At 46.1% G+C, this 13,807-nt stretch carries 11 protein-coding genes, 1 other RNA gene and 1 other annotated feature; of the genes, 2 read left to right on the top strand and 10 right to left on the bottom strand.

Features of this window, described 5'->3' with window-relative positions:
- Window positions 1-37 precede the first annotated feature (37 nt).
- The 5 genes from recD2 to cymR all read right to left on the bottom strand — a co-directional run bounded on the left by recD2 (window position 38) and on the right by cymR (window position 5,884).
- Window positions 38-2,434 carry an SF1B family DNA helicase RecD2 gene (gene recD2 / locus M1D69_RS07485; RefSeq protein ID WP_458104124.1) on the bottom strand — a complete coding sequence of 799 codons (2,397 nt, stop codon included), beginning with the start codon at window positions 2,432-2,434 and terminating at the stop codon, window positions 38-40.
- Between the two features lie 24 nt (window positions 2,435-2,458).
- Window positions 2,459-3,079 carry a tetratricopeptide repeat protein gene (locus M1D69_RS07480; RefSeq protein WP_083510067.1) on the bottom strand — a complete coding sequence of 207 codons (621 nt, stop codon included), beginning with the start codon at window positions 3,077-3,079 and terminating at the stop codon, window positions 2,459-2,461.
- Between the two features lie 82 nt (window positions 3,080-3,161).
- Complete coding sequence (gene mnmA / locus M1D69_RS07475) at window positions 3,162-4,277, bottom strand: tRNA 2-thiouridine(34) synthase MnmA (RefSeq protein WP_004398509.1); 1,116 nt, start codon at window positions 4,275-4,277, stop codon at window positions 3,162-3,164.
- Between the two features lie 28 nt (window positions 4,278-4,305).
- Entirely contained in the window at window positions 4,306-5,448 is a 1,143-nt protein-coding gene (locus tag M1D69_RS07470; protein ID WP_458104125.1) for a cysteine desulfurase family protein, read from the bottom strand.
- A 19-nt stretch (window positions 5,449-5,467) separates the two neighbouring features.
- Window positions 5,468-5,884: a cysteine metabolism transcriptional regulator CymR gene (gene cymR / locus M1D69_RS07465; RefSeq protein WP_003225879.1), complete on the bottom strand. Its 417-nt coding sequence runs from the start codon at window positions 5,882-5,884 to the stop codon at window positions 5,468-5,470.
- A 201-nt stretch (window positions 5,885-6,085) separates the two neighbouring features.
- On the opposite strand from cymR, the gene M1D69_RS07460 reads away from it, so the two are divergent.
- Window positions 6,086-7,351 carry a replication-associated recombination protein A gene (locus M1D69_RS07460; protein WP_458104126.1) on the top strand — a complete coding sequence of 422 codons (1,266 nt, stop codon included), beginning with the start codon at window positions 6,086-6,088 and terminating at the stop codon, window positions 7,349-7,351.
- A gap of 35 nt (window positions 7,352-7,386) precedes the next feature.
- Here the strand turns inward: M1D69_RS07460 and M1D69_RS07455 are convergent, their stop codons facing one another.
- From M1D69_RS07455 to M1D69_RS07435, 5 genes are all read right to left on the bottom strand, one after another.
- Complete coding sequence (locus M1D69_RS07455; protein ID WP_458104127.1) at window positions 7,387-8,154, bottom strand: tRNA threonylcarbamoyladenosine dehydratase; 768 nt, start codon at window positions 8,152-8,154, stop codon at window positions 7,387-7,389.
- Window positions 8,155-8,237: 83 nt separating this feature from the next.
- Window positions 8,238-8,430: non-coding RNA, 6S RNA (gene ssrS / locus M1D69_RS07450), on the bottom strand.
- Window positions 8,431-8,490: 60 nt separating this feature from the next.
- Window positions 8,491-10,269 carry an aspartate--tRNA ligase gene (gene aspS, locus M1D69_RS07445; RefSeq protein WP_059293511.1) on the bottom strand — a complete coding sequence of 593 codons (1,779 nt, stop codon included), beginning with the start codon at window positions 10,267-10,269 and terminating at the stop codon, window positions 8,491-8,493.
- 13 nt (window positions 10,270-10,282) lie between these two features.
- On the bottom strand, window positions 10,283-11,557 hold the full coding sequence (hisS, locus tag M1D69_RS07440) for a histidine--tRNA ligase (protein ID WP_105990303.1): 1,275 nt from the start codon (window positions 11,555-11,557) through the stop codon (window positions 10,283-10,285).
- 90 nt (window positions 11,558-11,647) lie between these two features.
- Window positions 11,648-11,878 (bottom strand) — a binding site (T-box leader).
- A gap of 59 nt (window positions 11,879-11,937) precedes the next feature.
- On the bottom strand, window positions 11,938-12,108 hold the full coding sequence (locus M1D69_RS07435) for a YrzK family protein (RefSeq protein WP_010335119.1): 171 nt from the start codon (window positions 12,106-12,108) through the stop codon (window positions 11,938-11,940).
- Window positions 12,109-12,241: 133 nt separating this feature from the next.
- On the opposite strand from M1D69_RS07435, the gene M1D69_RS07430 reads away from it, so the two are divergent.
- The gene (locus M1D69_RS07430) at window positions 12,242-13,795 is read left to right on the top strand and encodes an SH3 domain-containing protein (RefSeq protein ID WP_458104128.1); all 1,554 of its coding nucleotides are present in this window, start codon (window positions 12,242-12,244) and stop codon (window positions 13,793-13,795) included.
- Window positions 13,796-13,807: the final 12 nt, after the last annotated feature.

Here is a 13,807-nt window from a genome sequence, read left to right as displayed (position 1 = left end):
CCAATGAAAAAAGCTCCCGCAAACACGGGAGCCCTTTTTACAGCTGTTCTTCTTTCATAAAATCGAATGGCGTAATGCCTTCCATTCCGATATTTGCGTCGTGCACGCTGAACGGGAGCTCTTTTTGCAAAGCCGCTAGCTCAGCATCCATTTCAGCCGCCTGCGCTGACAGCCTGTTTTTTAATGAGGTCTGTCTGACAGTCGCGTCATTATTTTTCACGCCCCACTCCAGCGCTTCCTCTTCCCCGCATAAAATGAGAAATTTCTTCGCCCTCGTGATGGCGGTATATAGAAGGTTTCTTCTGAGCATTCTATAGTAGCCCTTCACTACTGGAAGAACCACGATCGGAAATTCACTGCCCTGCGATTTATGAATAGAGCAGCAATATGCATGAGTAAACTGACTGAAGTCTTTTTTCGTAAACGTCATTTCATTGCCGTCAAAAGAGACAACAGCCATGTCTTCTTTTTCTGTATTTTCCTTCGCGTAGAAAATTGAAGTGATTTCTCCAATATCGCCGTTAAACACATTGTTTTCCGGCTGATTGACAAGCTGCAAAATTTTGTCCCCGGTTCTATAGACAACATCACCGAACTTAATTTCCCTGCGCTTTTCTTTTGGAGGGTTTAAAATATCCTGCAGCATCACATTCAGCTCATTGATTCCGGTTTTCCCTCTGTACATTGGGGCGAGGACCTGTATATCTTTTGCCGTATATCCTTTTTTCAATGCATTCGCGACAACCTTCTCAACCACTTCTTTAATTTGCGAACCACCGCAGCGAATAAAGGAACGATCCTTTGTCGGGGCCGTCAGGTTGTTTGGAAGCAGCCCGTTTTTCATCTCGTGGGCAAGCTCGACAATAGACGATCCTTCCGCTTGCCGGTAGATGTCAGTCAGTCTTACGGTCGGAATCACTTGGGACGCCAAAAGGTCTCTGAGCACTTGACCGGGTCCGACGGAAGGCAGCTGGTCTTCGTCTCCGACAATGATGATTTGAATATGGTCAGGGATCGCTTTGAACAAATGATTCGCAAGCCATATATCGAGCATACTCGCTTCATCGATAATCAAAAGCTTCCCTTCAATCGGCTGGTCGTCTGTATGAGTAAATCCTTCCGCGCCGTTCCAGCCGAGCAGCCGGTGTATCGTAACCGCCGGAAGACCCGTTGACTCACTCATTCGTTTCGCCGCTCTACCTGTAGGCGCGGCCAGCACAATCGGAAAGGTTTCATCTTTTTTATAATCCGACGGATCAAGCGAAGCACCGTGGAGTTCTCCATACAATTCCACAATGCCTCTGATAACCGTTGTTTTACCGGTACCCGGCCCTCCCGTTAAAAGAAGCATCGGTGACGACAGCGCTTTTTGTATCGCTTCCTTCTGACTCGGCGCGTACTGAACATTCATACGCTCTTCCAATTCCCCTAAAGCCAGAAGGAATTCTGATTCAGGAAACTGGTCGTCATATTCGGTTTGGCTTGCGATCTGTTTCACACGCTTTGCAACATTTTGTTCAGCGAAAAACAGCGACGGAAAGTAACAACGTTCATCTTCAATGACAATATCCTTATTTTCTCCAAGCGCAATCATTGCGTTAGCGGCATCCATTTCTGTAATGCGCTGTCCATCTGCCGCTGACTGGTTTAACAGCGTTTGGGTTTCGATAATCAGCTGCTTCGTTTCTATGTACGTATGCCCTTCTGAAAGGCATGTCGTTTCAAGCGTGTACAAAATAGCCGCTTTTACCCGCTCAGGATGATTCCCTGAGAGCCCCATTCTCCCGCCAAGCTCATCTGCTTTTCCAAAGCCGATGCCTTCCACGTCTCTCACAAGCTGATAAGGGTTTTCCTGTATTTTCTCCAGCGTCTCGGATTCATAGGCCTGATAGATTTTCATAGACAGCTGAGGGCCGAACCCAAATTGATTCAGCGAAATCATAATTTGCTCCAGTCCCTGATGCCGCTGCAAAGCACCGGCAAGGGTGTCAGCTTTCTTTTTTGACAGTCTCGGAACATCATAAAGGACTGAAGAATCAGCCAAAATTTTATTAATCGCACTGTCACCCAGTTTTTTCACAATCTCTTCAGCGGTTTTTTTACCGATTCCTTCAAACAGATCGCTCGACAAATACTGAATGACGCCTTCTTTTGTTGTCGGGATCTCCTTTTTGAAATGCTCAGCTTGAAATTGCAGTCCGAACTTTGGGTGAGTAACGGTTTTTCCGTAGAACGTGTAGGTCTCTTCTTCTTGAAGCGCAGGGAAGTAGCCCGTCACGGATACGACTTTATCTTCAATAGCTTCGGAGGTCTCTGTGACTTTCACTTTCAGAACCGTATATAAATTGGCGTCATTGTGATAAATGACGGTGTTTACTGTCCCTTTTAAAAAGGGCTCCTCCTCCATTTTCAGCTGATCCGGGTGCTGCTGCACGAGCCGTCCCTCCTCCTGAGCTTTTTATGATGGGTCGATCAGTTGTTTTGCATGAAGCGCCAGCATATGATCGGGCTGGATTTCGATAGCCTTGTCCAGCATTTCAAGCGCTTTTTCACGATTTTCTTTATAAGCATAAGCGACACCGGAATTATAAAACGCATCCGCGTGCCCCGGGTCTTGCTCTGTTACAGCTTCAAATTGGCTGAGTGCTTCGTCCAGCATGCCTTCGTTCGCTAAGCACATTCCGAATTGGAAACGCGCTTCTGCATCGTTTTCATTCAGCTCGACGGCTCTTTGTAAATATGGCAGAGCGAGCTTAGGCTGCTCAAGCTTTACGAGAACGGTTCCAAGCATGTAGAAAAGATCACCGTTCTCCATTCCGGCACGCAGCGCTTTTTCAAACATGTCTTTCGCTTCTTTGTACATTTCTTTTACAACATAGACATTTCCTGCTCCATAATAAGCAGTGGCTGCCCCGCTGTCTAAGTCAAGCGCTTTTTCATAAAACGCAAGCGCCCGTTCCAGTTCATTTACTGATGAAAGCAGGTTAGCAAAGTTAATATACGGAATTGCGTCTTCTTTGTTCTCTTCAATCGCTTTTGTAAAAGCCTCTGCCGCTTTTTCGTAATCGCCTTCCTGCATTGCCTCTATACCGGCTTGATTGTAGTCCACATACATCTTCCTTTCATTAAAAAACCCCAACTCGCTGTTGAGGTTTTTCATTTTATACATACCACAATTTTGTTCCGTCTTTATATACGTCATCGATGGTTCCGCCGCCAAGGCATTCTTCGCCATCATAAAAGACAACGGCTTGTCCCGGTGTGACAGCACGGACCTGTTCGTCGAAGATAACCTCCGCTTCGCCTTCCCCAGTCATTCGAACCGTGACTTTATGGTCTTCTTGACGGTAACGGAATTTAGCCGTGCAGGAAATCTCTTCGCCCTTCATGATATCCGAACGTACCCAGCTGATATTGGTTGCTGTGATCTTATCGGAGTAAAGGAGCGGGTTGTGGAACCCTTGATCCACGTAAAGGATGTTCTTTTCAAGATCTTTACCGACCGCAAACCACGGCTCGCCGCTTCCGCCGATGCCAAGGCCGTGACGCTGTCCGATCGTGTAGTACATTAACCCATCATGGCGTCCTTTTACTTCACCGTCCATCGTCATCATATCGCCCGGCTGTGCAGGGAGATATTGACTGAGAAACGTTTTGAAGTTGCGTTCGCCGATAAAACAGATGCCCGTACTGTCTTTTTTCGTTGCCGTTGCAAGTTCTGCTTCTTTGGCAATTTCACGCACACGGCTTTTTTGAAGCTCGCCGATCGGGAACATGACTTTGCTTAGCGTATCTTCTGTCAGCTGATTCAAGAAGTACGTTTGATCTTTGTTTTCATCAATGCCGCGCAGCATTCTGACTTTGCCGCCGCTTCTGTCGACCCTTGCATAGTGGCCAGTCGCTAAATAGTCGGCGCCAAGTGACAGGGCATGCTCCAAAAATGCCTTGAATTTAATTTCTTTGTTGCACAGCACATCCGGGTTTGGTGTTCTGCCTGCTTTATATTCATCGAGGAAGTATTGAAATACCTTCTCGTAATATTGCTTTTCAAAATTAACGGCATAGTACGGAATTCCGATTTGATTGCAGACGCGGATGACATCTTCATAATCTTCCGTTGCCGTACAAAAACCATTTTCGTCCGTATCATCCCAGTTTTTCATAAAGATTCCGATCACGTCATAGCCCTGTTCTTTTAAGAGCAGAGCCGCCACAGATGAGTCTACTCCGCCGGACATGCCGACAACGACTCTTGTATCCTCCGGCCGTTTTTCCATTTCATTCACTCCAATAATTAAGTCCGCCTTATTGTGTCAGCCGCTTTACAACGGCAGCCACATGTTCGGCAGCGGTTTTCACATGCTCAGCCGTATTGCCGAGGCCGAAGCTGATTCGAATTGAGGACGTCAGCCGGTCGCTCTCTTCACCGAACATGGCAATCAGAACGTGTGACGGCAGGACTGAACCAGCGGTGCACGCTGATCCGCTGGAGACCGCGACTCCCGCCATATCAAGATTTACCAGCAGTGCCTCCACAGATGCACCGGGAAAATAAAGGTTCATGACATGCGGAAGGCTATGCTCTTGATCTCCATTGATCTCGAATGCCACACCGGCATCCTTAAGCGTGCCGGCAATGATTGTTTTAAACGATTGATACTTCTCGTTTTTTTCGTCCCGTTTTTCGCCCGACAGCTTGACCGCTTCTTTCAGCCCGACAATTCCCGGAACATTTTCTGTTCCGGCACGGCGTTTTCTTTCTTGCTCTCCCCCGAATAACAGCGGAGAAAGCTTTACATCCTTACTTGCATATAAAAAGCCTGTCCCTTTTGGCCCGTTGAGCTTGTGCCCAGAAACAGACAGAAGGTCAATATGGCTGCTTTTCACATCAATTGGAAAAAATCCGAATGCCTGAACAGCATCGGTATGAAAATAAGCCTTATGTTCCTTCAGCAGCTGGCCGATTTCATCGATCGGCTGCACAGTTCCGACTTCGTTATTTCCATACATCACTGTCACAAGGATTGTATCATCACGGAGTGCTTCTTTCACCTGATTTGCACTGACTCTGCCGTTTTCATCAACATCCAGATACGTCACTTCAAACCCGTCTTCCTCAAGTTTTTCACACGTGTGAAGCACGGCGTGATGTTCAATTTTTGTCGTGATGATATGTTTTCCCTGATCTTTTCTGGCAAGCGCAGTTCCCAATATCGCTAAATTATCGGCTTCCGTTCCCCCGCTAGTGAAAATAATTTCCTGTTCTGCCGCACCAATTTCAGCTGCAATCTGCGCTCTTGCTTCGTCCACCCATTTCCGTGATTCCCTTCCAAATGAATGAATGCTGGATGGATTGCCGAAATTGCCAGAGAAATGCGGTATCATTTTCTCCAGCACGCGATCATCCATCGGAGACGTTGCGGCGTGATCCAAATAAATCCGTTCCATTTTGTTTTACACCTCTGATCTAAATATAGAACATATAAGCTTCTTGCTCTCCATCTGTGTAGCTGGCAAGGTCCTCTAATGTTGTACTGTCTAACACTTCTTTGACGGCATCCCGTATGCGGATCCAGAGCTCACGCTTGGCAGGCTCCTCGTCTTCGAGCACTTCCACAGGGCTGATCGGACCTTCAAGCACGCGGATGATGTCTCCAGCTGTAATCGCATCCGGCTCACTGCCTAATACGTATCCGCCGTATGCGCCTCTGATGCTTTTGACTAAGCCGGCATTTCTGAGCGGTGATACCAGCTGCTCTAAATAATGCTCTGACAAATTATTTGTCTGTGCGATGCTTTTTAATGAAGTCGGGCCTTCACCATGCTTTTTCGCGAGCTCGATCATAATGGTGAGACCGTATCTTCCTTTAGTTGATATTTTCAACATGAACACCTCTGTTATTTCATGATATTCCACATATATAATGGTAATTTCTATATAATTCGTCCGTTTATTAAATAATAGACCAACTGCTATTATAGCATACCTTCTGCGAATTTTCATGGAAGCCGGCGGAAACGGGGCTTCCCCCTTTTCTAATTTCCGGTTTTCCGTTACCCTGTAATTAAGTAAGGAGAGATGATGATGAAGCCATTGGCATATCGGATGCGTCCGACGAAAATAGAGGATATTATCGGCCAGCAGCATCTGGTGGCTGAAGATAAAATGATCGGCAGAATGGTTCAGGCAAAACATTTGTCATCCATGATTTTGTACGGGCCGCCCGGAATTGGAAAAACCTCAATCGCAACAGCAATCGCCGGTTCAACAAGTATTGCTTTCCGCAAGCTGAATGCCGTTATTAACAATAAAAAGGATATGGAGATCGTAGCCCAAGAAGCCAAAATGTCCGGCCAGGTCATTTTGATTTTGGATGAAGTCCACAGACTCGATAAAGGAAAACAGGATTTTCTTTTGCCTTATTTAGAAAATGGCATGATTATTTTAATCGGCGCCACTACAGCTAACCCCTATCACGCCATAAATCCGGCCATCAGAAGCCGAACGCAGATTTTTGAGCTAGAGCCATTAACACCTGAATTGATTAAACAGGCTTTAGAACGGGCTCTTCATGATGAGCACCGGGGGCTTGGCACATATTCCGTTTCAATTGATGACCAGGCGATGGAGCACTTTGCCCACGGATGCGGAGGAGATGTCCGTTCCGCTTTAAATGCGCTTGAGCTTGCCGTATTGTCAACGAAGGAGTCTGCGGACGGCGTGATTCACATCACATTAGAGACTGCGGAAGAATGCCTGCAAAAGAAGAGTTTTTCTCACGATAAAGACGGTGATGCGCATTATGACGTCTTGTCCGCTTTTCAAAAATCGATCCGCGGCTCTGATGCCAACGCCGCTCTTCACTATTTGGCCAGATTAATTGAAGCGGGTGACTTGGAAAGCATCGCGAGGAGACTCTTGGTTATCGCCTATGAGGATATCGGCTTAGCCAGCCCGCAGGCCGGACCGAGAGTGCTGCATGCAGTTCAGACCGCCGAACGTATTGGTTTCCCTGAAGCGCGCATACCGCTGGCCAATGCGGTCATTGAGCTCTGTCTCTCGCCGAAATCCAATTCAGCTATTTTAGCAATCGATGAAGCGCTCGCGGACATCAGGGCAGGAAAAATCGGCGATGTCCCAAACCATTTAAAAGACGCGCATTATAAAGGAGCACAGGAACTTGGAAGAGGAATCGACTATAAATACCCTCATCATTACGAAAATGGATGGGTTGAACAGCAGTACCTCCCTGATCCTTTAAAGAACAAGCAATATTACAAACCGAAGCAAACTGGTAAATTTGAATCTGCGTTAAAGCAAGTGTACGATAAATTAATAAAAAGAAAATAAAAAAACAGCCTTGAATATGCTTCAAGGCTGTTTTTTCATGATTTATCCTTCACGCGTTTGATTTCAATATCTTTCAAAAGATCCATGACAACATGACCGCCCATAATCAATCCCGCAACAGACGGCACAAAAGCATTAGAGGACGGCGGCAATTTGGCTTTGCGGATTTTCGCATCGTCATTTCCGACTTCTTTTCTGACGTCTTCCCGGATCACAATTGGGCTTTCATCGGAGAAAATCACTTGGACGCCCTTTTTGATGCCTTCTTTACGGAGTCTCGTACGAACCACCTTTGCAATCGGGTCAGTATGTGTTTTAGAAATATCTGCGATTTGGAAACGTGTCGGGTCTGTCTTGTTCGCCGCACCCATGCTGGAGATCAGCGGAATATCCCGTTTCAGACATTCTTTCATTAAATGGATTTTATAATGAATGGTGTCTGACGCATCAATTACGTAGTCAAGGTTATACTCAAAGAATTGCTCATACGTTTCTTCCGTATAGAACATTTTTAACGAAATCACTTCACACTCAGGGTTAATGTCTGCAATACGCGCTTTCATTAAATCCACTTTCGGCTGACCGACAGTTGAAAGAAGAGCGTGAAGCTGACGGTTTACGTTTGTGATGTCCACATCATCCTTATCGACAAGCAGGATGCGACCAACGCCTGAACGTGCAAGCGCCTCCGCTGCGAACGATCCGACGCCTCCAACTCCAAGGACAGCAACCGTGCTGTTTTTCAGCGTTTCAAGGCCTTCTTTTCCGATAGCTAATTCATTGCGTGAAAACTGGTGTAACAAGAACCTCACTCCACATTCGTAATCTGGTTTTCATATGATAAATGGCTATTACAGAAACAGCCGTTTTTTCTGCGCATAAAAAATAAAGTCCCAATTGTGCCGTTGCAGCTTTCCTTTGTTTTGAACCCGCTCTCAGCAGGTGGGTGCCCTCTTTTAAATCTTGTAAGTCCTCTTTACCGAATGAAAAGAGGCATGTACGCCATTTAAAAATGCGGGCTCCCAAATCAAAAAAATGTTCGGTCAAAACTAGGTGTACAACTAACACATCAGGACTTTATTTAACTTGTCAAAATCATATCATAGACGATTTTGATTTTCAAGAATCGAACTGCACATTCAGTTCTTTACTTTTGTTTTAATAGAAAGATGAAGTTCATCAAGCTGCGCGTCGCTTACTTCTCCCGGCGCATCTGTCATCAGACAGCTTGCACTTGCCGTTTTCGGGAAAGCGATCGTATCTCTCAGATTCGTCCGGCCGGCAAGAAGCATCACGAGACGGTCTAAACCAAGCGCGATTCCGCCGTGCGGAGGAGCGCCGTATTCAAATGCCTCAAGAAGGAATCCAAACTGTTCTGCTGCTTCTTCTTTTGTGAAACCAAGCAGTGCAAACATTTTTTCCTGAATATCCTTTTCGAAAATACGGATCGAACCGCCGCCAAGCTCATAGCCGTTTAAGACGAGGTCATAGGCTTGCGCTTTCATGTCCTCAGGCGCTGTTTCAATCAGCTCAAGGTCTTCACGGACAGGCATTGTAAACGGATGGTGCGCTGCGTAAAAACGGCCTTCCTCCGCATCATGCTCTAAGAGCGGCCAATCAATAACCCATAAGAAATTGAAGAGGTTTTCGTCAATGAGTCCCCGTTCTTTCCCAAGCTTTAAGCGCAGGGCGCCGAGAGAAGCGGCAACAACTTCGAATTTATCCGCTCCGAACAGCAGCAAGTCACCCTCAGCGGCATTAAGTGCTTCAATCAGCTTAGACTGCTTTTCATCATCAAAGAATTTGGCGATCGGGCCTTTCACTCCGTCCGCTTCGACCTTCACCCAAGCAAGTCCTTTCGCTCCGTAATTTGCGGCAAACGCACCTAGAGCATCGATGTCTTTTCTTGAGTAATCGCCTGCCCCGCCTTTTACATTGATGGCTTTGACTACTCCGCCGTTTGCCACAGCTGATGAGAACACCTTAAATTCAGTATCTTTTACAATGTCAGATACATCTGTCAAAAGCATGTCAAAGCGAGTATCCGGTTTATCAGAACCGTATTTGTTCATCGCCTCGTCATACGTCATTCGAGGCAGAGGAAGCTTGAGTTCCACACCTTTCGTTTCACGCATAATCTTTGCCATCATATCCTCAGCCAATGACATAATGTCTTCCTGGCTCATAAAGGACATTTCAATATCGATTTGCGTAAACTCAGGCTGGCGGTCCGCACGCAAGTCCTCATCGCGGAAACAGCGAGCAATCTGATAATAGCGTTCAACGCCTGAGACCATCAGAAGCTGTTTAAATAGCTGCGGAGATTGAGGCAGCGCATAGAATTCACCTTCGTGCACACGGCTCGGCACCAAGTAGTCACGTGCCCCCTCAGGTGTGCTTCCTGTTAAAATCGGCGTTTCAATATCAAGAAACCCTTTTTCATCTAAAAAGCCCCGAGCAGCTCTCGTCACGTTATGGCGCAGCTGGATCGTTTGAAACATAGCCGGTCTGCGCAAATCTAAGTAACGGTATTTTAAACGCACATCCTCTGATACATCATCCGCTTGATCAGAAATGGCAAACGGAGGTGTCTTCGCAGCACTCAATACAGTCACTGCATCAGCGTGAATTTCAATCGCGCCTGTTTTCAAATTCTTATTCACTGTGCCTTCTTCGCGCGCAACCACTTTTCCTTGAATATCAAGTACATATTCGTTTCGGATGCCTTCCGCAATAGCAAGCGCTTCTTTTGATACATCAGGGTTAAAAACGACTTGAACAATTCCTGTACGGTCACGCAAGTCAATAAAAATCAATCCGCCGAGGTCCCGTCTTTTTTGGACCCAGCCTTTCAGCGTTACAGATTCGCCAATTGCTTTTTCAGTCATTTCGCCGCAATAATATGTTCTTCCAAACAATGCGTTCCACTCCTTATCCCTTTTGGTTTGCTTTCATCACATGTATAAATTCATCAAGAGCCACTTCAATCTGTTCGCCTGTTTTTGCATCCTTTACATTGATTTTGTTTTGAGCAAGCTCATCCTCTCCCAAAATCGCAATAAATCTGGCGTTGAGGCGGTCAGCTGTTTTAAACTGGCCTTTCATTTTCTTATTTTCGTAATCAATTTCACTGGAAATGCCTGCTTCTCTCAGTTTGTACACCAACGAAACGGAATAATCCTTCGCTTTTTCGCCAAGCGTCACGATATAGCAGTCAATCCCCTGATCAACAGGCAGTTCTCTTTTTTCAGCATCAATTGCGGCAAGCAGACGTTCAATGCTCATCGCAAATCCGATGCCGGGCGCTTCTGGTCCGCCGATTTGCTCGACCAATCCGTCATAGCGTCCGCCGCCGGCAAGCGTTGTAATAGCGCCAAAGCCTTCCGCATTGCTCATGATTTCGAATGCGGTATGGTTATAATAATCCAGCCCTCTCACAAGGTTAGGATCAATTTCATAAGAAATGCCGAGATCGTTTAAATATTGCTTCACTTTTTCAAAATAAGCGGCTGATTCTTCATTTAAGTAAGTAAGAATAGAAGGTGCCGATTTCATCAGCTCATGATCCCGATCCTTTTTGCAATCTAAAATTCTGAGCGGATTGGTGTGCAGACGTGACTGACAGTCTGAACAAAATTCCTCGATGCGCGGCTCAAAGTGTTTCACGAGCGCTTCTCTGTAGCTTTTGCGGCTGTCCCGATCGCCAAGACTGTTTATGACAAGCTTGACGTTTTTCAAGCCGGCCTTCTGATAAATACCCATCGCCAGCGCCATTACTTCAGCATCTATTGCAGGGTCTTTCGAACCAATCGCTTCGATTCCAAACTGATAAAACTGGCGGTAACGGCCTGTCTGCGGACGTTCGTAACGGAACATCGGCCCGACATAATACAGCTTTGTCGGCTGAACAGGATTCGCAAATAATTTATTTTCATTAAAAGCGCGAACTGCTGCAGCAGTTCCCTCGGGACGAAGCGTCAGGCTTCTGCCTTTGCGGTCCTGGAAGGTGTACATTTCTTTTTGTACAATATCCGTAGACTCCCCGACGCCTCTGGCGAACAGTTCTGTATGCTCAAAAATCGGCGTGCGGATTTCTTTATATTGATAAGTTCGGCAAGTATCTCTCATGATTTGTTCAACATACTGCCAACGCTCTGATTCTCCGGGCAGAATATCTTGTGTTCCTCTTGGAATGTTATATCCCATGTGTAGACCTCCTTATGTATCCCTTATAAAATATACATTTATCGTCAATGATGAAAAATAAAAAAACTCCCGCCCCTACTATACACATATAGTAGGGACGAGAGTTATACCCGTGGTGCCACCCTAGTTGGAATATTTTCGTATTCCCGCTCGATCCTTTAACGCAGGTTCACGTTCACTGCCTAATGACGGTATCACGCGTTCAGCAGGAAACCTCCGGAGTGTTGTTTCGAGAAAGACGCAATGGGAGCCGCTTTCAGCCTGGGGCGGTTCCTCTCTAGCCATGCAATCTGACCTACTCTTCTCCATTATTGGTTCAGTTTAATTATTATTTATTATGTACTCGATTTCTATTATAATAATGGCATTGCTGTACTCTGTCAAGCTTTATTCCGGTTGTTTTTCTGCTGTGATGCTTCTTTGGACATAAGACCAAATTCCGTTGCCGTTTCAGTGAGATAACCGATTGTATCAGGATCGGCATGATCACTGAAATGCAGGTTTCCTTCGCCGTCGTGAAATGCACGTCCCATTTTTGGATGATATTTCATGATTTGCACACCTTTTTGATTGTATTTATGCCTAGTATAAACAAATCATTTTATTTTTATTTAAAAATCAGAAAGGACTTTACGATATTAAGAAAGAATGCTTTTTTTTACGATCATTAGAAAGGAGGACACAATGAGCAAGAAACACTTTGTCCTTATTGTATGTATTATCGTCGCCGGGGCGCTTTTCCCGCCTTTTTCTGCCGTTACAGCCGCTCAGGGAGAAGCTGTCATCGCAACAGATGAAATGAACGTCAGAAGCGGTCCGGGGCTTAGCTACGGCATCATGGCGGAGGTGAAAAAAGGAGAACGCTACCCCATCTTGAAAGAAGACGGAGACTGGGTGCAAATACAGCTTGGTTCCGGAGATAAAGGGTGGGTTGTCTCCTGGCTTATTACTAAGGAAAAACAGTCAGGCACAAACTCTACAGAGAGCAGTGAAACTGTAACATCAACAGATCCCGATTTACGGATGAGAACAGGCCCTGGTACTTCATACGAAGTCATCGGCAAATTCCCGCAGGGCAGCCAAGCCTCAGTGATTGACAAGGATTCCGGCTGGATCAAGATATCATATCGAAATTCCACCGGATGGGTATCTTCCGAATACGTCACTTCAGGCAGCGGCAGTTCAGGGTCTGAGGAAAGTGATCAGACAGAATCATCTGGTTCAACAACGGGCACGGTTGGCGTTTCTTCACTGAATGTCAGAGGGTCCGCCTCACATGATGCAGCGATTATAACAAAACTCTCACGAGGAACGAAGCTTACAATCCTCGAAGAGAAAAACGGCTGGCTCCATATTGAAGTAAATGGGCTAAAAGGCTGGGTCGCAAGCCATTACATTGTGACCAGTTCTGAACCAGCTGAAGATTCAGCTGATGTCAGCAGTTCAGACAGTACAAAAAAAGCCTATATCGTATACGGAGGAACGAATTTAAGAAGCGATGCCTCAACGTCAGCTTCTATCGTTAAACGCGCAGCCAAAGGCGATGCGTACTCCATTACCGGATCAAAGGGCAGCTGGTATGAAGTAAAACTTGACAATGGGCAGACCGCTTATGTCGCCAACTGGGTGGTACAGACGTCTAAAAGCGCTGAAGAGTCCGGCGAGCCGCCTGTCGCTGATTCCGCTTCCGGAAGCGGGTCGCTGAAAAACAAAGCGATTGTTGTCGATCCGGGGCATGGAGGAAAAGACAGCGGAACGATCGGCTATTCAGGCCAATTCGAGAAAAAACTGACGATCAAAACGGCGAAACTGCTGGCCAGCAAACTTAGATCAGCAGGAGCAGACGTGTATGTGACACGGCAGGATGATACATTTGTCAGCTTACAGTCACGAGTCTCGACGTCTCACTACCGCAACGCAGACGCCTTCATCAGCATTCATTACGACAGCTTTGCGGATACTTCTACAAGGGGAAGCACAGCTTATTACTACAGTCCTGCAAAGGATCAAGAACTGGCATCAGATGTACACTCTGAAGTGGTTAAGCGATCTTCAATTCCTGACCGCGGCGTACTGTTCGGAGATTATTATGTGCTCCGTGAAAACAAACAGCCCGCTATGCTGTACGAGCTAGGATATGTAAGCCATCCGCAGGAAGAAGCCATAGTACATAGCAATTCATATCAAGAAAAAGTAACAGACGGAATTGAGAGCGGATTGGAGAAATATTTCCAATAAAAAAAGCTGCCT

Source organism: Bacillus sp. PK3-037, assembly GCF_054161355.1.
Note: the sequence above shows the minus strand (reverse complement) of the source record. Positions and strands in the feature narration are given on the sequence as shown.

Excerpts from the sequence above, each read along its gene's own strand:
- M1D69_RS07480 (WP_083510067.1), bottom strand. The coding sequence starts at position 3,079 with ATGCAGGAAGGCGATTACGAAAAAGCGGCAGAGGCTTTTACAAAAGCG.
- mnmA (WP_004398509.1), bottom strand. The coding sequence starts at position 4,277 with ATGGAAAAACGGCCGGAGGATACAAGAGTCGTTGTCGGCATGTCCGGC.
- M1D69_RS07470 (WP_458104125.1), bottom strand. The coding sequence starts at position 5,448 with ATGGAACGGATTTATTTGGATCACGCCGCAACGTCTCCGATGGATGAT.
- M1D69_RS07460 (WP_458104126.1), top strand. The coding sequence starts at position 6,086 with ATGAAGCCATTGGCATATCGGATGCGTCCGACGAAAATAGAGGATATT.
- hisS (WP_105990303.1), bottom strand. The coding sequence starts at position 11,557 with ATGGGATATAACATTCCAAGAGGAACACAAGATATTCTGCCCGGAGAA.
- M1D69_RS07435 (WP_010335119.1), bottom strand. The coding sequence starts at position 12,108 with ATGAAATATCATCCAAAAATGGGACGTGCATTTCACGACGGCGAAGGA.
- M1D69_RS07430 (WP_458104128.1), top strand. The coding sequence starts at position 12,242 with ATGAGCAAGAAACACTTTGTCCTTATTGTATGTATTATCGTCGCCGGG.